This is a genomic window from Komagataeibacter sp. FXV3 (assembly GCF_015155755.1).
In the GTDB taxonomy this organism is placed as follows: domain Bacteria; phylum Pseudomonadota; class Alphaproteobacteria; order Acetobacterales; family Acetobacteraceae; genus Komagataeibacter.
The window spans coordinates 74,266-95,348 of record NZ_VWPI01000082.1 but is presented as its reverse complement, the minus strand read 5'-3'; the positions used below and the strand labels follow the sequence as shown (position 1 = coordinate 95,348).

Below are 21,083 nucleotides of genomic sequence, written 5' to 3'. Positions count from 1 at the left end.
ACAATGGCTCTGGACATATAACCATGACAGACCCAACATGGGGAACAGCGGGCTAACCCCCGCCCAGAAACTAAAAACAGCTGCCTGAATTCTCATTCAGCACCCCACTAAAAATGGGGGGATTACCCTATTAATTCGCTTTTCTTGATTACATCTCTGATAGGTCTTGGAATATGAATATAGTGGACGTAAGTCTCATCTTTGTTGCTGTCTAGGAATAGTGATTGCTTCACATCGATCAGAGAATTGGTACGCAAGATATCCGCATGACGTCCATGCAGACCATGAGGGCCATAGAACCTTTTTATATCGTCCAACTGCACGCCATATGGAAATGCCATTAACGCAATGAGTAATTTGTATGCGCGCTTTTCGTCTGGAATAGAAGAGTTTTTAAGAGATAGAATCGTAGATTGAATGTCGTCAAAGCAAATGCTGTCGGGTATGATAGGATCACTATCCTCTTCGCCAGACAATAGATTTTGTATCGTTGTGTATTCCAATTCATTGAGGGCTGCGTCTATATACGCAGGAATTCCGTCAGTAAATCTACGAAAAGATGCGATTGTATCTAAATTTAAGAAGCGCTCTGGATGTTTAGCGGTATTGTGTAAGTAAATTTTAAAATCTATTTCATCTAGAGGTTTGAGTTTAATAACCTCGGTGTCACTTTGTTCCAAGCGAGGACTCAAAACTTCAGATAATACAATGATCTGCGCGGCAGAATAGAACTCTGTGACTATGCTTGAAATTTCCTCGGCTACGGCGACAGCTGCCCGAGAATTAACTCCTCTAAATAGCCAGAAAAAGTTCTGTGTATCTGAAATGTATTTGATATAGTCTGCAAATTCGTGCCCATGTGATGATCGAAATTTTTGTAGAAAATCACTTTTGTCGCTGCAGCCATCGAAATCAATAATATGAGTATGGTGCAGAACCAGATTCATTCGATCCATAAGCACCGAACAAAACCCGTCTTCTCCCATTCCGGGAGAGCAGGTGACCCAGACGATCCGTTGTCCTTTTAACGCGGTCTCAGCAGCCTTTTGTTCGATACATCTGATATTCCGATGTTTGGGATGAGGTCTTCCAGGTTGCGAAAATGATATTGTCTTAGCTACCTGGCTAAAGCGGCGGTGAGCTCGATGCTTTGGATCAACAACATCTAAAAATGTCTGAGCCGTCTGTTCCCATGTGCCGCCCAAATTGGATGTGAGCAGCAGGCGTTTAAGATTTCTGGCTTTCTCCTTCCACGACGGCAGCGCGGAACCTATCTCCAAAAATGCATCCGAGATTTTTCCTATGTCGTCTTCGTGTGTGTCATCATTTTCAAGGCCGCCTTTTATATCCAAGACCTTGACGTATCCGTTCCCTTGGCTTTTCAAACCTTGATCGATGAGTTGGAATAATCCACTGTTTTTTGTTAATATAAGAGGTACTTCGGCTGCGATTGCTTCCCAGCCAGTTAAGCCGAATCCTTCATGTAGCGACGCCATTACTGCGATGTTTGCGCTCTTTAATCGATCAAATAACTTGTTCCGATCTGTTTCAAATGGTACAGCACTAACATTCGTAGAACGCAATGCTTCTTTGTCAGCCTCACCTTTCAATGAGGCAGCGCTTTGCATATCGTCCTCAGATATTCCAACGACAGTTAGTCTGGGGTTATGTTCCCATATCTTGGGGACGCCAGGATTTTCATTGGCTCGCCGTATTGCTCGTCCGAATCCCGCTACCGCCAAACGTCCTTGCTTGATTTTGGCAGCGCCAGAATCCATTCTGCCAAATGTTATAGCGTTGAGGCAGTCGTTACTTGATTCATTATTTATTGCGAATTGCACGAAGCCCGGGACGAGCTCTATACATTCTCGACCGCTAAGGTCTTCACAGGATTTTTTGAGCAGAGGACCCACAGCAAAAAGGTACGCGTCTGAATTGCGCTTGAAAAGATCATTTTGAGCTTGAGCTTTTGTATTCCCCACCATGTCGCTGCGGACTTTGTGTGATTCATAATATTCGTAACGCATATGGTGGATTAATGCGACAGATCCTCCAAATGTTTTTTGAGACTCAAGGGCAATTTCGCCTCCAAATATATCATGTCCACACCAAATTATGTTTTCATCTAGAAGGGAATGATCTTTAAGAATTTTTATAATATTTGGTACATAATCCGTATGGAGAGTATCGGTGCCCTTGTCTATTTCTAGGGATAATAGATAAACATTATTAGAATGTGCGTCTTGTTCGTCTCGGATATCACATGACGGAACGACGCAAATAACTTTTCCATGATTTCTTAATATTTTTGATATTGCGATGGAAAAATCATAATTAAATGCATTTATGCCACCATGTTTTGGTCCCCAAGCAGTGGCAAAAAAACTATATTCATGAAAGGATCCGATTAAAGTTGTTTTGTGTTTGTGCAGAGGTGGGATTATAAATTTTATTTATAAAAGTTATGCATCCGGCATTGTGTTGGTAGGGAGAATTTCATACGATTATATATCTTTCATTTAGAAACGATACCAATTTCGTCAAGATCAGCATGATGTTGGATATTTGACATTGTGAAGAGTGATTTTTTTTTCAAATGATGCAGACGACCATTCAAGCTCCAGCGAAAATGATTTTGAAAGTCGTATGTCTTTCACACCCGACTGACCAGTTCGTCCAGCGCACGAATGATTGCATCCTGTTCCCGTTCGGGCAGAATGCCCAGAACTGTGCCAAGCCTCACGACGGGAACGGTCGCCAGATCAAGCGGATTGGCGAACACGTCCTCACCCACGACGCGAAGGTGCGGCGTCAGGGGATGGTCTGGCGGCTTACCGGCAGATCGCCGCACGAGCGGCATGACCACGCGACCCACACTTCGCTCCAGCCGAGTGCTCTGGATCTGCACGACGAAGGGGATGTCCCGATTGCGGCCGGGGTTCCGGTAGATGGCGAATTGCGGCATCGGCTCAGAGCGTCGAAAATTCGTCGCTCAGGAAGCCATGCAGCGCATGCAGTTCGTTCACCGCGTCGATCACGCCATCCAGTTGCCGTTGCTCGTCTTCGCGTTTTTCACGTGCGGCATGGAGATAATCACCCAGCAGGGTCTCGACCGTCGCAGAGAGGTTTGGCGTGACCTGACGAACCTGGGCCAGTAGATCGGCATTGAGCGACAGATTGACCGGCCGTCGCGGGGCTGTCCGGTCGTAGTGCGTGGTGCGGGTGACAGTGCCAGCCATGTTTCGACTCCTTATACGCATGCCATGCGCATGACCAGATCATGTGGAGGGGCACCGCATGGTGCAAGTATTTTTTCGCTGCTGACCGACCGGGTGCGATTGGGGCGACAATGCGCTTGCGTCCTTTGAAATGACGGCTGTCCGCTGTTTCTCCGATGGATCGGAGAGAGCAGATGGAACAGCCCGGAACACGTATTCAATGGGGACAGGTCGCGCTGGTCCTGTCGATGATCGTCCTGTCCTGGTGGGCCGCGACCGAATGGACGGCGTGGGAACTCGCTTTCCAGCCTGAACTCGGTCGACCTTGGTTCGTGCTCTTCCACCGCTGGCCGGTCTATGTGCCGCCGCTGTTTTTCTGGTGGTGGTATATCTTCGATGCCTATGCCCCGGCTGTGTTCGCGCGCGGAGCCTGGATCGCAGGCTCAGGCGGCGTGCTGGCGTTCGCCGCTGCCGTGGCCCTGTCCGTCCATCGTGCCCGCGAGGCAAAGAAGATCGAGACCTATGGATCGGCACGCTGGGCAGGATCAGATGAAATCGCCCAGGCCGGGCTGCTTGATCCGGATGGGGTGGTGCTGGGCCGATATGGCAAAGCCTACCTGAGGCATGACGGGCCAGAGCATGTCCTGACCTTCGCGCCAACGCGCAGTGGCAAGGGCGTGGGCATGGTCATTCCCACACTCCTGACCTGGCCCGGCTCAGCCATCGTCCACGATATCAAAGGCGAGAACTGGGAGCTGACGGCAGGATTCCGTGCCTGTTTCGGGCGCGTCGTGCTGTTCGATCCCACCAATGCGGCCTCGGCAGCCTATAATCCGCTGCTGGAGATCCGGCGCGGGGAATGGGAGGTCCGGGACGCCCAGAACGTCGCCGACATCCTCGTGGACCCGGAAGGCAGTCTGGAGAAACGAAACCACTGGGAGAAGACCTCGCACTCCCTGCTGGTCGGCGCCATTTTGCACGTCCTCTATGCCGAGCCCGACAAGACTCTGGCCGGTGTCGCCAATTTCCTGTCGGACCCGAAGTGCCCGATTGCCACAACGCTGTCGGCTATGATGCGGACGAAGCATCTTGGCGATTCTGGCGCGCATCCCGTCGTGGCTTCGGCCGCGCGTGAACTGCTGAACAAGTCTCCCAACGAGCGGTCAGGTGTGCTGTCCACCGCCATGTCCTTCCTCGGCCTCTATCGCGATCCCGTGGTTGCGGAGGTGACGCGGCGCTGCGAATGGCGGATATCCGACATCGTTGATGGTGATCGCCCGGTGACGCTTTACCTGACCGTGCCGCCCTCAGATATCAGCCGTACCAAACCGCTGATCCGTCTGGTCCTGAACCAGATCGGCCGTCGGCTGACGGAAGATCTCGACGCTGCAGCACAGCGACGACGACTCCTGCTGATGCTCGACGAATTCCCCGCCCTCGGGCGACTGGATTTCTTTGAATCGGCGCTGGCCTTCATGGCGGGCTACCGGATCAAAAGCTTCCTGATCGCCCAGTCACTCAACCAGATCGAACGGGCCTACGGGCCGAACAATTCGATCCTCGACAACTGCCATGTCCGGGTGAGCTTCGCCACCAACGATGAGCGAACCGCGAAACGTGTCTCGGACGCGCTCGGCACCGCCACCGAGATGAAGGCAATGAAGAACTACGCGGGCCATCGTCTTTCGCCCTGGCTGGGCCATCTGATGGTCTCGCGCTCGGAAACGGCGCGCCCGCTGCTGACGGCCGGCGAGATCATGCAACTCCCGCCGGCGGACGAGATCGTCATGGTCTCCGGGCTGTATCCGATCCGCGCGAAGAAGGCCCGCTATTTCGAGGATGCCCGCTTTCAGGAGCGTATTCTGCCGCCGCCGAAGCCTACACGTCCGACGGAGGGATGCCCGGACGACTGGAGCAGTCGTCCACTCCCACCCAGACCGCCAGCGCCAGATGCGGCGACTGAAACGCCAATGATGGGAGATGAGGAAGAAGATCCGAACCAGTCCACCCGACGCCGTCAGCCGGAACTGGGCGAAGGCACTGTCGAAAAGAAAGAGCCGATGGAGAACGAGTTCACGCCTGATCCAGTCGATGAATTCGACGACATCGCGCCCCGCAACAACCGGATGAACGATCTCATGCGCGGCGTCGCCCGGCAGGCATCGCTCGACCGTGGCGATGAACTTGGACTGTGAGGCAGATATGGTGATGCCGAAAAAGAAAGCCCAGATCTCCGTCTATCTCGATCCCGAGGTGATGAAGACCCTGTCCGCCTATGCGGCGCGACGCGCACAGCCGATGTCGCTGATCGTCGAGGCCGCTGTCGCCTCCTTCCTTTCGCCCGATGGCGAGGAACGCCGCGAGGCTGCCACATCGAAGCGCCTCGACCGGCAGGACCGGCGCCTCGCGCGGCTGGAGCGTGATATTGGCATCACGGTGGAGACCCTTGCGCTGTTCATCCGCTTCTGGCTGACCACGACCCCACCGCTGCCCGAACCGGCGGCGAAGGCGGCGCGGGCACAGGCCGGGGTGCGCTATGATAATTTTGTCGCCGCCCTCGGCCGCAGGCTGGCCCAGGGACCGAGACTCCAGCAGGAAATCCCGGAGGATGTTTTGGACCCCGGCGCACCGGATGAACCGGAGGCGTAAAATCCGCACCTCGCAAGTATTTTTGCCCTGCGTTTTGCTGCCGTCCTACGACGCCTGAATTCCTGTTGAAACGCGCTGTTTCCAGCCTTTCTTAATGATCCCCACCGCTGTTCGTCCGTCGCGGTCGGCCCATACGGGGGAAGGTCATGTCGGTTTCCGTCATTCATGAAGGGGCCAGGGTACGCGGCATGTCCATGCTGCGCACGGCGATGGGGCCGGCGATTGCCCGGCACCTCGCTGATCCCGCGATCGTCGAAGTGATGCTCAATCCCGATGGACGGCTCTGGATCGACCGTCTGTCCGAGGGGCTGGGCGATACCGGCGACAGGGTTACGCCAGCCGATGCCGAGCGCATCGTGCGTCTCGTGGCCCACCATGTCGGGGCTGAGGTGCATGAGGCAGCACCCCGTGTCTCGGCTGAGTTGCCAACCGGCGAACGGTTCGAGGGATTGCTGCCGCCCGTTGTGACCGCCCCAAGTTTCGCCATCCGCAAGCCCGCTGTCGCCGTGTTCACCCTCGACGACTATGTCGAGGCCGGGATCATGACCGATGCCCAGGCAGATTTCCTTCGCCGTGGTGTCGCGGAACGGAAAAATATCCTGGTCGCGGGCGGCACGAGCACGGGCAAGACCACGCTGGTCAACGCCCTGCTGGCGGAAGTCGCGAAAACTGGCGATCGCATCGTGCTGATTGAGGATACGCGCGAACTGCAATGCACAGCACCCAATCTCATAGCGCTGCGGACCCGCGAAGGTGTCATCACGCTGTCGGACCTCGTCCGCTCCGGCCTTCGTCTGCGCCCAGACCGTATTCCCATCGGTGAGGTGCGTGGGGCCGAAGCCCTTGATCTGGTCAAGGCGTGGGGCACCGGCCATCCGGGTGGTATCGGCACGCTGCATGCCGGATCGGTGCTGGCTGCCCTGTATCGTCTGGAACAGCTGATCCAGGAAGCCGTGGTCACGGTGCCGCGCGCCATGATCGCCGAAACCATCGACGTCATCGCCGTGCTGTCCGGGCGCGGCAATTCCCGCCGCCTGTCCGAACTGGCGGAAATCGACGGCCTCGATCCCACGGCCGGCGCCTATCGCATCCGTCCGGTCAGCCTCTCTTCTCCCGAAACATCCTTCTCTGAAAATGGAGAATCATCATGATGCTGCCTTCACGTCTGCGCGCCATCGTGTGCGCTGTCGCACGTCCCGACCGGCATGTGCCGGATCTGCGTGTATTCGGAACCTCTATGCTGCTGTCGTTTGCTTTCGCGTCATCGGCATGGGCGTCAGGATCCAGCATGCCGTGGGAAACACCCCTGAACGAGATACTGGAATCCGTGCAGGGGCCGGTGGCCAAGATCATCTCGGTGATCATCATCACCGTGACCGGTCTGACGCTGGCCTTTGGCGAAACATCGGGCGGGTTCCGCCGTCTGATCCAGATCGTCTTTGGACTCAGCATCGCTTTTGCGGCGTCCAGCTTCTTCCTGTCGTTCTTCTCCTTCTCCGGCGGAGCGCTGATCTGATGGCGCTCGGGTATGACGATGATGCGGTGCCGGGATTTCATGTCCCGGTGCATCGCTCGCTGACCGACCCGATCCTGCTGGGTGGTGCTCCCCGTGCCGTCGCCATCGCCAATGGCACGCTCGCGGCAGCGATCGCGCTGGGCCTGCGGCTGTGGCTGATCGGGGTCGTCTTCTGGATCGTCGGCCACGGGCTCGCGGTCTGGGGGGCCAAGCGCGATCCTTTCTTTATCGAGGTGGGACGGCGGCATCTCCGCTACCCCGCCTGGCTTCGCGCATAGGGAGGGCAGGGCCATGATGTCCCTTGGTGAATATCGCAGTCGTGCCGCCGTCCTGTCCGACTTCCTGCCCTGGGCCGCGCTCGTGGAGAAAGGCGTTGTCCTGAACAAGGACGGTTCCTTTCAGCGCACGGCGCGCATCCGTGGCCCCGATCTGGACAGCGCCACGCCTGCCGAACTGGTGGGTGTGACCGGGAGGTTGAACAATGCCCTGCGCCGTCTGGGGTCCGGTTGGGCGGTGTTCGTGGAGGCGCAGCGCGTGCCGGCGACAGTATATCCCGAAAGCCATTTTCTGGATGCCGCCTCGCACATGGTCGATCTTGAGCGGCGTGAGCAGTTCGAGGATGAGGGCGCTCATTTCGAGAGCCGGTATTTTCTCACGCTGGTCTGGCTGCCACCGGTGGAATCTTCCGGGCGTGCCGAGCGTTTTCTCTATGAGGGCCGGGAGCGCGAGGGGCCGGACCCGCATGGCATGCTCCATACGTTTGTGGACCGCAGCGATCGGCTTCTGGCCCTGCTGGACGGATTCATGCCCGAGGCCGCCTGGCTGGATGACGGGGAGACGCTGACCTATCTGCATTCGACCATTTCCACGCGGAACCAGCGGGTCCGGGTGCCGGAAATTCCCATGCATCTGGATGCCCTGCTGGTGGACCAGCCGCTTTCGGGCGGTCTGGAACCGAAACTCGGCGATGCGTATCTGAAAACGCTGACGATCACCGGTTTCCCGTCGCGGACCTTCCCCGGAATCCTGGATGACCTGAACCGGCTGGCCATGCCCTATCGCTGGTCCACCCGCGCGATCCTGCTCGACAAGACCGATGCCACCAAGGTTCTGACGAAGATCCGGCGGCAATGGTTTGCAAAGCGCAAGAGCATTGCAGCCATTGTCCGGGAAGTGATGACCAACGAGGCGTCGGTGCTGGTGGATAATGATGCCGCCAATAAGGCGGCCGACGCCGATCTGGCTTTGCAGTCCCTTGGTGCTGACGATGTCGGGCAGGCCTATATCACCGCGACCGTTACGGTCTGGGATGGTAGCGCCAGCATCGCGGCCGAAAAGCTCCGCCTCGTGGAAAAGATCATTCAGGGCCGTGACTTCACCTGCATGGCGGAAAGCCTGAACGCGGTGGAGGCGTGGCTGGGATCTCTGCCGGGGCATGTCTACGCCAATGTGCGTCAGCCCCCGGTCTCGACACTGAATCTGGCGCACATGATTCCGCTCTCTGCCGTGTGGGCCGGGCCGGAACAGGATGGGCATTTCAGGGCAGCGCCGCTGTTCTACGGCAGGACGGCGGGTGCCACACCGTTCCGGTTTTCCCTGCATGTCGGCGATGTGGGCCACACACTGATCGCGGGACCGACAGGAGCGGGCAAGTCCGTCCTGCTGGCGCTGATGGCACTGCAGTTCCGCCGTTATACGGGCGCTCAGGTGTTCGCCTTCGATTTCGGCGGGTCCATGCGGGCGGCGACGATGGCGATGGATGGGGACTGGCACGATCTCGGCGGCGGTTTGACCGAGGATGATCTGTCGGGAGAACAGGGTGGCAGTGTATCGCTCCAGCCTCTGGCGCGGATTGATGATCCTGATGAGCGCAAATGGGCCACCGAATGGCTCGGCCAGATCCTTGTCGGCGAGGGTGTGGCGCTGACGCCGGACGTCAAAGCCCATCTCTGGTCGGCCCTGAATTCGCTGGCATCGTCGCCCGTTCATGAGCGGACCCTGTCCGGCATGGTCGCATTGCTCCAGTCGAATGCGCTGAAGCAGGCAATGGCGCCCTACTGTCTCGGTGGTCCTTATGGCCGCCTGCTGGATGCGGACGCTGAGCGGCTGGGAGATGCCGATATGGTGGTGTTCGAGACCGAAGGTCTGATCGGCTCGGGCGCTGCATCATCCCTGCTGTCCTACCTGTTCCATCGCATCGAAGGGCGACTGGACGGCCGGCCGACGCTGCTGGTCATCGATGAGGGCTGGCTGGTGCTGGATGACGGCGATTTCGCGGGGCAACTCCGGGAGTGGCTGAAAACCCTGCGCAAGAAGAATGCCAGCGTCATCTTCGCCACGCAGTCCTTGTCGGACATCGCCAATTCCCGCATTGCCCCGGCGGTGGTGGAAAGCTGTCCGACGCGCATCTTCCTGCCCAATGAACGGGCGATCGAGCCGCAGATCGCGGCCATCTACCGCGACTTCGGCCTCAACGACCGGCAGATCGCGATCATCGCCCGTGCGGCATCGAAGCGGGAATATTACTGCCAGACGCAGCGGGGAAACCGCCTGTTCGAACTGGGGCTCGGTCCTGTTGCCCTGGCGCTGTGCGCGGCCTCCGGCAAAGACGATCACCGGCTGATCGACAGTGTGCTGGCGGAACACGGGCCAGACGGCTTTCTGCCTGCCTGGTTCGACGTGCGCGGCGTGTCATGGGCTGCGGACCTTCTGCGAGAAGGATCTGTGTCATGAGGCTGGTGGTCTTTCTCTGCGGTACGGCGGCCCTGCTGTCGCTTGGCGTTCCACAGGCCCGGGCACAGTGGGCGGTGTATGACGGAGCCAACCATGTCCAGAATGTTCTCATCGCGGCACGGACCCTCCAGCAGATCGATAATCAGATCACCTCGCTGGCCAACCAGGCACAGATGCTGGTCAACCAGGGACGTAATCTGGCGAGCCTGCCGCTATCGACTCTCTCGACGCTGCAATCGACGATTTCCCAGACCACGGCACTGCTCGCGCAGGCGCAGAACATTGCCTACAGCGTCCAGTCCGTCGAGCAGCAGTACCAGCAGTCCTATACGTCGGTCTCATCGGGCATGTCCGACAGCGCCCTGTTCAGCCAGGCGCAGACACGATGGCAGAATTCCGTGGGCGGCTTTGAGGATGCTCTGAAACTTCAGGCGCGTGTGGTGGGGAATATTCCTTCCGACAGCAGTGCCATGACCCAGCTTGTTTCGGCCAGCCAGGATTCCACGGGTGCCCTGCAGGCGGCGCAGGCTGGCAATCAGCTTCTCGCGCTTCAGTCGCGCCAGTTGTCCGACATCCAGGCCGAACTCGCCGCCAACGGGCGCGCCACGGCGCTGGAGCGGGCGCGGAATGCTGCCACCGAAGCCGAGAGCGAAGCTCAGTATCAGCATTTTTCCCAATATAACGCCTATAGCCCGACTTCGGTGTCCATGTTCGGCAGTAGCGGGAACTGACCACCATGGCCATGAACGATGTCGGCGTTATCGATACCTTTCTGAACACCTTCACCACCACCATCGATACGGGGTTCGGTCTGGTGAAGGGGAATGTGATCTCGCTGGCAGGTACGCTGTCTGTGCTGGACATTGCTCTTGCCGGCCTGTTCTGGGCCTGGGCGGCGGATGAGGACATCATCCAGCGTCTGGTGAAGAAGACGCTCTATATCGGCTTCTTCGCCTGGGTCATCAACGATTTCGATGCGCTCTCGAAGATCGTCTTCGACAGCTTTGCGGCCCTCGGACTGAAGGTCGGAGGCGGGAGTCTCGCACTGGGCGATTTCCTGCGGCCTGGACGTCTTGCGTCCACAGGATTCACGGCGGCACAGCCCTTACTGGACTCGGTTCATAATCTCCTTGGTCCCGTCGCCTTCTTTACGAATTTCATCCAGATCTTCGTGCTCTGCCTGTCGTGGCTGATTGTGCTGGCGGCGTTCTTCATTCTGGCCGTGCAGCTCTTCGTGGCGCTGATCGAATTCAAGCTGACCACGCTGGCGGGTTTCATCCTGATCCCCTTCGCCCTGTTCAACCGCACGGCTTTCCTTGCCGAGAAGGTGCTAGGCAATGTCGTCTCCTCGGGTGTGAAGATCATGGTGCTGGCGGTGATCAGCGCAATCGCTTCTGTCCTGTTCGCCCAGTTTGCGACGTCCTATGGCAGCGATGTGCCGACCATCGGGCAGGCCGTCTCGGTGGTGCTGGCGTCGCTTTCGATCGTCGGGCTCGCCATTTATGGCGGCAGCATCGCCAATGGCCTGATTTCCGGTGCCCCGCAGCTTGGTGCGGGCGCGGCCGTCGGTACCGGCATGGCAGTTGGCGCCATGGGTGCTGCCGCTGTTGCCGCGCCCGCTACCGCAATTTCCGGAGGTGCCGCTGCGCTGGGCGCTACAGCCGCCGCCGCGCGGGGAGGGGCCGCGATCGCGGGTGCGGCCAACACGGCTTATTCCATGGGAGCCATGAACGCTGCCGGTGGCAGCGCCGGTGCCCGTATGGCGGCTGGTCTGGGCGGTGTCGTCCGGGCGCCGGGCAGTGCTGCCGCAAATGCCGTGAAGAGTAAAATGTCTTCCGCAGCAACCGCCATGAAGCAGAGCTACGGCGAAGGCGCACGAGGCGCTTTCACTGCGACGGGCGGACGTTTCACGGATGGGTCATCGTCCGATGCGAACGGCGGGCAGTCCGGTGATCCGTCAGGTAACGGCAGCGGCCCAACGGGTGGTGGTGAAGGTGGCGGTCCCGACAGTCATTCGCCCCGCTGGGCGCAGAAGATGAAGCGCCGCAATGCCGCCGCCCACGCCGCTGAGGCCGCCCATATCATCCGCTCAGCCGATGGCGGCGGTGGCTCGGCGTCCATTGATCTCTCGGAGAAAGAATGATGTTCCGTCGCTCGACTACACGCTACGGGACCACGCCCGAACCCGTGACACCGTATCAAAGGGCAGCGCAGGCGTGGGATGAACGGATCGGCTCTGCCCGCATCCAGGCCCGCAACTGGCGGTTGATGGCCTTTGGGAGTCTGTGCCTGTCCGCAGGCCTTGGCGTAGGCCTGGTCTGGCAGTCCGCGCGCGGCACCATCACGCCGTGGGTGGTGCAGGTGGATCATCTGGGGCAGGCGCAGGTCGTGGCGCCCGCGACAGCGGGCTATATGCCTGCCGATCCGCAGATCGCCTGGTATCTGGCGCAGTTTATTGGTGATGTCCGTGGCCTGTCCTCCGATGCCGTGGTGGTCCGGCACAACTGGCTGCGCGCCTATGATTTCACCACCACGTCGGGTGCGCAGGCGCTTAACGATTATGCGCGCCTGAATGATCCGTTCTCGCGGATCGGGCACGAGCAGGTCGAGGTGGATATCGCCTCGGTGATCCGCGCCTCGCCCGGCAGCTTCCGGGTCGCCTGGACAGAGCGTCATTACCGCGACGGGGCGTTCACCGGCACCGAGCGCTGGACCGCGATTGTCTCGGTCGTTCTGCGCATGCCGCGTGACGCCGATCATCTCAGGAAAAACCCTCTGGGCATCTACGTCTCCGCCATCAACTGGTCGAAGGAGTTCGGTCAATGATCCGTCGCGCTCTTCGTGTCCTGCCGCTGCTGATCCTGCCCCTGGCCGGATGCGCGCAGCATTACCATCCGCCGGTCATCCGCTACGATGACGCTGTTCAGGCCACGCGCCTGCCGGATCCGCCGAAACCGGTACAGGTCGTTGAAGTCCCGCAGCCACTTCCCCTGCCGGGCCAACTCAAGCCGCTACCCTCACGACGCACGGCCCATCCGGCCCCCGAAGTCGCCGATCCGACCGCGCGTGTGACACAGGCCAATCTGGCGGCACGCATTCAGCCCACACGGGCCGGGTTCATCAACGCGGTGCAGGTCTATCCTTATTCTCCCGGTGCCCTCTATCAGGTCTACACCTCGCCCGGCGAGATCACCGACATCATGCTCCAGCAGGGTGAAAAGCTGGTGGGCACCGGGCCCGTGGCGGCCGGGGATACGGTGCGCTGGATCATCGGCGATACCGAAAGCGGGGCGGGGGCGACAAAGCGCATCCATATTCTGGTTAAACCGACGCGGCCGGACCTCACCACGAACCTGATCGTCAACACCGACCGGCGGACCTATCTGGCCGAACTACGCTCCACCGCTGCTACCTATATGGCATCGGTATCGTGGGATTATCCCGAGGATGATCTGATCGCCCTGCATCGGCAGGACAATGCGGCCGATGATGCTACCCCTGTGGATGCAGGGCTGGATCTGAATGCTCTGAACTTCCGCTATGCCATCCAGCCGGTGAAAGGTGGCACGCCGCCCTGGCTGCCCGGCCGGGCCTTCGATGACGGCCACAAGGTCTATATCGCCTTTCCGGCTGGCATAGGGCAGGGGGAACTGCCTCCGCTCTTCGTGCTGGGGGCCGATGGCGGCCCGGAGCTGGTCAATTACCGGGTGCGGCAGAATTGGATGATCGTGGACCGGCTGTTCGCTGCTGCCGAACTGCGCCTGGGCGACAAGCATTCCGAGCAGCGGGTGCGGATCGTACGCACGGATGGCAGGAAGTCATGACTGACACGCAGGATCATCAGGATGGGGGTAGGGACGTGTCCGGCAACGGAAGCGGATCGGGACCATCATCCCCGCCTTCTCCTCCCGATCTGCGCCTGCGGGCCCAGCGCCCGCCGGTAGTCCGGCTCTCGCGTCCCGTCATCTGGACGCTTGGTGGTGCGGGGATGCTCGCGATCGGCCTTGCGCTGGGCTACGCGCTGCAAAACAGCACACAGAAGGGGGCGGTCCAGGCGGCGCAGGATGCGGACACACGTCCGTCGGCTGATGGGCTGGCCGCACTGCCCAGCGATTACAGTGCCGTCCCGAAACTGGGCCCGCCCTTGCCGGGCGATCTCGGCAAGCCGATCCTCGACGCCCAGAAGGAGGGCCGTGCGGGGCCGGTTTCGGGCATTGGAGATCGTCGGGGCGATCAGGAGATTGAGGCGGCCCGCACCAGTAAGCTCTTTGCTCAGGTCGAAGGGCATGATGGCCAGACCGCGCAGACAATGTCGGCACAAGCCGCGCCCGGAACACGGGCATCACCGACCGCCACGGACCAGCAGGCCGGCAATCGCGCTTTTCTGGCGGGTCAGCCCGACCGCGCGACGATGAGCCCCGATCGGATCGCGCCTCCTGCTTCGCCTTATATCCTGCAGGCCGGGACCGTCGTCGCCGGAGCGCTGAATACGAAGATCAGCTCCGATCTGCCCGGCCAGATCGTGGGTCATGTGACCCAGAACGTCTATGACAGCCCGACTGGCCGTTATCTGCTGATCCCGCAAGGCAGCACGCTGTTCGGAGCCTATAACAGCGGGATTTCCTTCGGGCAGCAGCGCACGCAGATCATCTGGACGCGACTGATCTATCCGAACGGCGAAAGCCTCGTTCTGGAAAAGCTGCCCGGTGGCGACGCCATCGGCCAGTCCGGTCTGTCTGACGAGGTGAACAACCATTGGGGTCAGCTCTTCAGGGCTGCCGTTGTTACTACCCTTCTCAGTGTTGGATCTGAAGCGGGCACGTCGTGGAATGAAAACAATCTCATGCAGGCCATCCGCAGCGGGGCGAGCAACGGCTTTTCCATGGTCGGCAACCGTCTGATCGACCGGAGCCTGAACGTCCAGCCGACGCTGACCGACCGACCGGGGCTCCCGTTCACCCTCATTTTGAATCGCGACCTTATTCTGAAACCCTGGCACGCAAAGGAACCGGCTCCATGACCAAATTGCGTATCACCGAAATACCCGATGAGAAGCCAGTTCGCGTCACTGTAGATCTGCCGGCGGACCTCCATCGCGATCTTGTCGCCTACGCGGCGCTGGTCAGCCAGAACGGCCAGCCCGTCGATCCTGCGCGCCTCATGCCCCATATGATCCGTGCCTTCATCACGTCCGATCGCGGGTTTCGAAAGCTCCGGCAAGGGGTACAGCGACGTAATCCTAAAACGCAGCCGCCTGCTGCTCCAGAAAACGGATGACCTTCTGCGCGGCTGGCGGACAGGTCTCACGCTGCCAGGCCGCGCCATAGGCGAAGTGGGAAAATCCGTCGCCGTCGATCACCTCCACCACAGCAATGCGCTCCCGGATGGAAGGGGGCAGAAAGCCGAGCCATGTGTCTGGCAGGAGGGCGATACCGCTGCCATTGGCTGCCAGGGCTACGACCCGCAGGCTTCGAACTGCCTCCTGCCGTGTCTTGGGTATGAAGCCCGCCTGCCGCATTTTGCGCGTCAGGAGTGCGAGCAGTTCTTCTCCAGTCTCGTCTTTGCCGATCAGAAAAATTGCCTCATGCAACTCGGCCCAAGAAGCGGTTCCGGACTGTGCGACAGGATGCCCCACCGACATGACGGCAACGATGCGATCGCTCCAGAGTGGGACGGATGCAACCCCGGCACCCGGTAATGGCAGCGTCATGACGGCCAGATCAATCGTACCATCTTTGAGGGCCAGAAGCAGATCCCGCCTTGTCGCATCCCGCCAGACGAAGGAAATTCCCGCCTCCATGACGGGGTATGGCTCCAGCATGTCCGAAACCCGGCCCGGCGGGAGACTGCCTTGCAAACCCACCGAGATGATCCCGTTATCGCCATGGCTCCAACGTCGTGTCCGTTCATAAAGCGCTGTTGCTCCATCAAGGAGCAGTTCTGCCTCTTGCAGAAACGCCGTTCCTGCCTGTGTGAGCCGGGTGCCTCCAGAGGTCCGGCGGAAGAGGGGAACGCCGAGCCGCTCCTCCAGCAGGCGTAGAGAGCGGCTGATGGCAGATTGCTTGCCTCCCATCATGCGGGCCGCGCCATGGATGCTGCCTGCGCGAGCGATGATCCGCACCGTCAGCAGTTCGCGTAGGTCCAGTGGTGGGCGCCTTATCGTCATCTTCTAGCTATCCCAACGACTTGAATGCTGCCGAAAGGATCACTAACAGGCCGGCGCATGGTGGTTCACACCTTATGCTCGGCGGATGCTGTCGGGCGACCGAAACGCACATCTGGTAAATTGGTCAAGTTCGTCGCGAGCACCATCCGCAGCTTCCCTTCTTCTGTTTCCTTGCTATGCGAAACCGGCGTTCCATGTCCGATAGAGACAGGACGATTCCCGGCAAGAAATATTCAGAAAAACCAGCAAGACCGGCTGCGAGGCTGCCCCATCGACAAAGTCAGTTGCGGAAGTCCTGTTGTTCCCGTATGGGAAAATGAGAACCATTCTTAAATGCACCTTCATGTCCGCCTGATACCGGATACGGAGATGGATCGACGCGGGGAAGGAGCCCCGAGGCAGTGCCGCGTGACAGGAAATTTCTGGCTTTATATGCCGCCCACCGTAACGCCCTGCTGAACTACGCGAGCACCATCACCGGCGATCGCGTAAACGCGGAAGACGTGGTGCAGGAAGCATGGGTGCGGTGCGCGGCGGCTGTCGCGCCACGGGAAAACCCGCTGAGCTATCTGTATCGTGTCGTGCGTAACCTTGCCATTGATGGACGCCGTAAGGCCGATCTGGAGCGTCGGCGCTATGACGCGGGTGACAGCGACCGGATTGACCAGATTGCCGAGGACAGGGCTTCCCCTGAGGCCGAACTGGCGGCTCGGGATAACATCCGCCGTCTTCAGGCAGCTCTTGCGGAGCTTCCGGAACGCACCCGTCGCGCGGTCGAACTTTATCGGCTTGGCAACCACACCTATAAGGAAGTCTCTGAACAGCTTGGCATTTCTGTCGGCCTCGCCCATGCTCTTGTTCTGGATGGGCTTGAGCACTGTCGGAAGCGCCTCGGCGGCATCGAATAAGTTCATATGCATTTATTTTTTGAAAATACACGGCCTTCAATTCGTCTCTATCGCAGGGAGCGAAGCGCATCATCCGTAGCGTTCCGCAGCATCGTCGGATACTGAGAGTATGGCTACGGAACAGCAGGATCGGGCGGACGGCGCCATTCCGTCACCGCGTACGGCCACCGAGTGGTTGCTGGCACTGAACGAGGCACCGGATGACGTGCTTCTGCAGCGTCGTTTTCAGGCATGGCTGACCGAAGATCCGGCTCATGAACGGGACTGGATCAGCGTTAACAGCATGTTCGACCAGCTTGGGTCCGCTTTGTCGTCCGACACATCGCCTCTGGGAACCTCCACAGTGGTATCGTTTCCGCCTGACCGACGCGTGAAACGGCGGCGGCTGGCCCTTGTGGCTGTCGGGCTTGCTGCCGCCTGTGTGGCGGCTGGCGTTTTCAGTCCCGAAATCCTGCTCCGCTTTCGCGCCGATCAGATGACCGGGGTTGCCCAGCAACGCGAAGTCACGCTTGCCGATGGCAGCACGATCCGGCTCGCACCATCGAGCGCCATTGCGACCCATTTCACGGCTGGACGCCGTGATGTCCGTCTCCTGCGTGGCGAAGCCTTCTTCCAGGTGGTCCATGATACAAAGCGCCCCTTTGTCGTCACGACAGGCGCGGTCCAGACAACGGATGTCGGGACGGTCTTTGATGTCCGTCGTAACGACGCGGACACCACTGTCGCTGTCCGTGAGGGCGCCGTGCAGGTCGAAGGCAACGGATCGCCGGGAGAGGTGCCCGAAGTTCTCCATGCCGGAGACGAGATACGCGTCTCCACGAATGGAGGCGGCGCTTCCGGCGTCGCACGTCGGCATGTGGAGCCTGAAGAGGTCGCGCTATGGACGAGCGCACGGGCGATGGTCCGGGACCGGACAGTCGGGGATGCCGTAGACGCCATTCGTCCCTGGTTCCACGGTGTCATTATCCTGCGTGGGGATATTGCCCGTCAGCCGCTGACCGGGGTCTACAATCTCTCTGACCCACTTGAGGCGCTGGCAGCCGTGGCGCACGCACAAGGTGCGGCTATGTATCGGATTTTGCCCTGGATTGTGGTTTTGTCCGCGCGCTGATCGTTCGCCCTCAAAAAAAATCGAAAACTTTTTTTGAAGATTTAGATACCCGGTTTCGTCTCTCCATCAAGAAGCTGCTGTTGCGTCTGAATTGCAACAAGTCGGATTCAGAATTTGGATATGACGCGGACTGGAGACGATACGAACATGAAAACAGGTACTGCGTCCGGGCAGGCGGCTAAAGGACGTCCATGCTGGCTCGCGGCCGCGCTGATGACAACGACGCTGGCAGGTTTGGGCGGGCACGCGGCGAGCGCTGCTACGGCGCAAACTGTAGCGGCACCTGCGCCGACCGCGGCGCAGAGCTTCAGCATTCCAGCACAAAAGCTTGGTGATGCCTTGGCCTCCTTCGGGGCTCAGAGTGGCTGGCAGGTTTCCGTGCGGGCCGACGTGATCCGTAATGCCACCAGTCCTGGCGTTAGCGGTAGCCTGACGCCTGCTGATGCGCTTTCCCGCTTGCTGGCAGGAACGGGTTTTACATATCGCTTGTCGGGGGGGCATACGGTAACGCTCGTTCCGGCACCGGCCAATATCACCCTCGGTCCCGTGCGTGTGGGAGGAACCGTTACGCATCAGGACCCAACTGGTCCTGGCGTTGGCTATGTCGCTGAGACTACAATGGCCGGAACGAAAACAGATACATCTATCACCGAGATCCCTAACTCAATCTATGTGGTTACAAACCAGTTAATGCAAGATCAACAACCTCAAAATGTTGCTGAAGCACTTCGTTATACGCCAGGCGTATATTCTGAAAGTCTAGGAACATATGATAACGGCAGTGCACCAAATGGAACAGCGTCAGCGATAATGCAGCGTGGATTTGCAACGGAGCCATTTGTTGACGGAATCATGCTTAATTCAGCAAGTTCAGGCGAAACTGCATTTATTGAACGAATTGAAGCTGTGAATGGACCGGCCTCTGTGATGTATGGGCAAACAACTCCGGGGGGGATGATCGGGATTACACTAAAAAAGCCTACGGCTACTCCGCTTCATCAGGTGTCCGTCGGTTTTGGTAACTGGGGACGGTATGAAGCTACGGCTGATTTTAGTGATAAAATCACTAAATCAGGCAGTCTGCGTTACCGCATCGCAGCCATCGGGGTTACGTCCGGAACGCAGGTAGACCATATTGATTACCATCGCGTGGGCGTTTTACCATCAATTACGTGGGATATAGATAAAAAAACGTCTCTTAGTCTACTTGGAATGTACATGTACACGCCTGGAGATGGAACTAATTACATGCAATCTCCTGCATGTGGCACCTTGATACAAAATAGCGGATGTCCTCGAATATCAAGGCATATATACGACGGATTTCGAAATTGGAATACCGACGGACAGAAGGAGGCTATGTTTGAGTATCAATTTAAGCACAACTTCAATAAGTATATTTCTTTTTCTCAGACTTTCCGATGGGAGTCGTCTGATAAGACGACAGATAGTTCCTATGTCAGTGGGAGCACAAGTTCTACAGAGGAAAAGATAATACCATGGTCTTATTATTCACGATCTAACACTATTGGTTTGGATTCTAGGATTTCTGGAAAGTTTTCCACAGGGTCAGTTCAACATTCATGGATTGTTGGATCGGATTTTAGAGAGCTAAAATACACGCAAAATGTATTGTATGACCGTACTACATCATATATTCAAAATATATATAATCCAACTACGGCATATAGCCCGTGTTTCGATGTAAACTCTTCCTCCTGTACGGTGAGGGGGAGTATGGGGCCGTATAACTATTTTCAAGAAGGGGTTTATTTTCAAGATCAAATTAAATGGAAGGGTCTCTCTGTATTGCTCGGTGGCAGAGAAGATTGGGTTAACTATAATGATAAACTTAAAAGCTATACGAACAATAATACACAACATATATGGAAATCTACCGATAATTTTACAGCGCCGCAGCCTCAGCATGCTTTTACGTGGCGAGCCGGGATAATATATAATTTTAAATTTGGGCTTTCACCTTATTTCAGTTACTCGACTTCTTTTGTGCCTCAGACTTCAACAAACTATGCTGGTCAGCCTTTTTCTCCTCTGACAGGCAATCAGATCGAGGCAGGGTTAAAATATAAGGTGCCCAATAAAGATATTTTATTGACGGCGGCCGCGTTCCATATAGATGAAAATCACTATCTCATTAATGATGTTGCACATACTGGTTTTGACACAGACGTTGGTAAAGTTAAATCTCAAGGTTTTGAAGTTGCAGCAAATGCCAACATCACAAAAAGTCTGAAATTTGTGGCGTCTTATACATATACGGATATTCGTTTTGCAAATACCAACTTGACTGCTGAGCGAACTGATCCGTCGACCGGTTCAACCTATGGAAGCGCAGTTTCAGAAGAGGGAAAAGTAGTTCCGCAAATGCCGAGAAATATGTTTTCTGTTTTTGCAGATTATACATTACCTTCGAGTTTTGTAAAGGGACTAGGTGTTAATTGGGGCATTAGGTATGTAGGATATTCTTACGCCACGAATGTCGAATCGTTTAAAGTGCCATCTTATATCCTGTTCGATATCGGTGCACATTATGACCTCGGGCAGGCCATCCCTGCTTTGAAAGGCTTGAAAGCACAACTCGCAATATCAAATCTTACCAATAAGTATTACGTTACAAGCTGCGATACCGGATTTTGCTATACTGGACAGGGGCGTCGGTTTTACGGAAACTTGACCTACAATTGGTGAAATTTTCTAACTCCAAAATACAGCTCCTTTTACTCATTAGATTCAATACTCTGTCTGTCGTTTACGTGCCAAA

At 57.7% G+C, this 21,083-nt stretch carries 19 protein-coding genes; 15 read left to right on the top strand and 4 right to left on the bottom strand.

Translation table 11 applies throughout. The features are described 5' to 3' along the window. Window positions 1-122: 122 nt before the first annotated feature. From F1542_RS08500 to F1542_RS08490, 3 genes are all read right to left on the bottom strand, one after another. On the bottom strand, window positions 123-2,408 hold the full coding sequence (locus tag F1542_RS08500; RefSeq protein WP_346011857.1) for a glycosyltransferase: 2,286 nt from the start codon (window positions 2,406-2,408) through the stop codon (window positions 123-125). Window positions 2,409-2,653: 245 nt separating this feature from the next. Then, entirely contained in the window at window positions 2,654-2,965 is a 312-nt protein-coding gene (locus tag F1542_RS08495; protein ID WP_193732652.1) for a CcdB family protein, read from the bottom strand. Window positions 2,966-2,969: 4 nt separating this feature from the next. Continuing rightward, window positions 2,970-3,239: a type II toxin-antitoxin system CcdA family antitoxin gene (locus tag F1542_RS08490; RefSeq protein WP_193732651.1), complete on the bottom strand. Its 270-nt coding sequence runs from the start codon at window positions 3,237-3,239 to the stop codon at window positions 2,970-2,972. 173 nt (window positions 3,240-3,412) lie between these two features. On the opposite strand from F1542_RS08490, the gene F1542_RS08485 reads away from it, so the two are divergent. From F1542_RS08485 to F1542_RS08430, 12 genes are all read left to right on the top strand, one after another. After that, window positions 3,413-5,413, top strand: a complete 2,001-nt coding sequence (locus tag F1542_RS08485) for a conjugal transfer protein TraG (RefSeq protein ID WP_193732650.1) — start codon at window positions 3,413-3,415, stop codon at window positions 5,411-5,413. A gap of 7 nt (window positions 5,414-5,420) precedes the next feature. Next, a complete protein-coding gene (locus F1542_RS08480) occupies window positions 5,421-5,867 on the top strand; it encodes a CopG family transcriptional regulator (RefSeq protein ID WP_193732662.1) in 447 nt (148 codons plus the stop codon). A 194-nt stretch (window positions 5,868-6,061) separates the two neighbouring features. Beyond that, window positions 6,062-7,018, top strand: a complete 957-nt coding sequence (gene trbB, locus F1542_RS08475; protein ID WP_408886246.1) for a P-type conjugative transfer ATPase TrbB — start codon at window positions 6,062-6,064, stop codon at window positions 7,016-7,018. Beyond that, complete coding sequence (locus F1542_RS08470; RefSeq protein WP_193732648.1) at window positions 7,015-7,383, top strand: TrbC/VirB2 family protein; 369 nt, start codon at window positions 7,015-7,017, stop codon at window positions 7,381-7,383. The genes trbB and F1542_RS08470 overlap by 4 nt, the downstream gene beginning before the upstream one ends. Beyond that, window positions 7,383-7,661 carry a VirB3 family type IV secretion system protein gene (locus tag F1542_RS08465; protein WP_193732647.1) on the top strand — a complete coding sequence of 93 codons (279 nt, stop codon included), beginning with the start codon at window positions 7,383-7,385 and terminating at the stop codon, window positions 7,659-7,661. Before F1542_RS08470 ends, F1542_RS08465 begins: the two co-directional genes overlap by 1 nt. 13 nt (window positions 7,662-7,674) lie before the next feature. After that, on the top strand, window positions 7,675-10,116 hold the full coding sequence (gene trbE, locus F1542_RS08460) for a conjugal transfer protein TrbE (protein WP_193732646.1): 2,442 nt from the start codon (window positions 7,675-7,677) through the stop codon (window positions 10,114-10,116). After that, complete coding sequence (trbJ, locus tag F1542_RS08455) at window positions 10,113-10,847, top strand: P-type conjugative transfer protein TrbJ (RefSeq protein ID WP_193732645.1); 735 nt, start codon at window positions 10,113-10,115, stop codon at window positions 10,845-10,847. The genes trbE and trbJ overlap by 4 nt, the downstream gene beginning before the upstream one ends. A 5-nt stretch (window positions 10,848-10,852) precedes the next feature. After that, window positions 10,853-12,259: a P-type conjugative transfer protein TrbL gene (gene trbL / locus F1542_RS08450; protein WP_193732644.1), complete on the top strand. Its 1,407-nt coding sequence runs from the start codon at window positions 10,853-10,855 to the stop codon at window positions 12,257-12,259. Further along, window positions 12,259-12,942 (top strand): conjugal transfer protein TrbF, encoded by a 684-nt coding sequence (trbF, locus tag F1542_RS08445; protein ID WP_193732661.1) that lies wholly within the window; start codon window positions 12,259-12,261, stop codon window positions 12,940-12,942. The genes trbL and trbF overlap by 1 nt, the downstream gene beginning before the upstream one ends. Further along, a complete protein-coding gene (trbG, locus tag F1542_RS08440; protein WP_193732643.1) occupies window positions 12,939-13,940 on the top strand; it encodes a P-type conjugative transfer protein TrbG in 1,002 nt (333 codons plus the stop codon). Before trbF ends, trbG begins: the two co-directional genes overlap by 4 nt. Continuing rightward, complete coding sequence (locus F1542_RS08435) at window positions 13,937-15,136, top strand: TrbI/VirB10 family protein (RefSeq protein WP_193732642.1); 1,200 nt, start codon at window positions 13,937-13,939, stop codon at window positions 15,134-15,136. The genes trbG and F1542_RS08435 overlap by 4 nt, the downstream gene beginning before the upstream one ends. Continuing rightward, window positions 15,133-15,393, top strand: coding sequence for a DUF2274 domain-containing protein (locus F1542_RS08430; protein ID WP_193732641.1), 261 nt, complete (start codon window positions 15,133-15,135; stop codon window positions 15,391-15,393). Before F1542_RS08435 ends, F1542_RS08430 begins: the two co-directional genes overlap by 4 nt. On the opposite strand, the gene F1542_RS08425 is transcribed toward F1542_RS08430, so the two are convergent. After that, the gene (locus tag F1542_RS08425) at window positions 15,356-16,282 is read right to left on the bottom strand and encodes a LysR family transcriptional regulator (RefSeq protein WP_193732640.1); all 927 of its coding nucleotides are present in this window, start codon (window positions 16,280-16,282) and stop codon (window positions 15,356-15,358) included. The two genes, F1542_RS08430 and F1542_RS08425, sit on opposite strands and share 38 nt — an antisense overlap. A gap of 401 nt (window positions 16,283-16,683) precedes the next feature. Here F1542_RS08425 and F1542_RS08420 point away from each other — a divergent pair, with 401 nt between their 5' ends. The 3 genes from F1542_RS08420 (at window position 16,684) to F1542_RS08410 (ending at window position 21,010) form a co-directional block, all read left to right on the top strand. Further along, the gene (locus F1542_RS08420) at window positions 16,684-17,190 is read left to right on the top strand and encodes a sigma-70 family RNA polymerase sigma factor (protein WP_086653263.1); all 507 of its coding nucleotides are present in this window, start codon (window positions 16,684-16,686) and stop codon (window positions 17,188-17,190) included. 109 nt (window positions 17,191-17,299) lie between these two features. Continuing rightward, window positions 17,300-18,301 carry a FecR domain-containing protein gene (locus F1542_RS08415; RefSeq protein ID WP_193732639.1) on the top strand — a complete coding sequence of 334 codons (1,002 nt, stop codon included), beginning with the start codon at window positions 17,300-17,302 and terminating at the stop codon, window positions 18,299-18,301. 147 nt (window positions 18,302-18,448) lie between these two features. Then, the gene (locus F1542_RS08410) at window positions 18,449-21,010 is read left to right on the top strand and encodes a TonB-dependent siderophore receptor (RefSeq protein ID WP_193732638.1); all 2,562 of its coding nucleotides are present in this window, start codon (window positions 18,449-18,451) and stop codon (window positions 21,008-21,010) included. The last annotated feature ends 73 nt before the right edge of the window (window positions 21,011-21,083 follow it).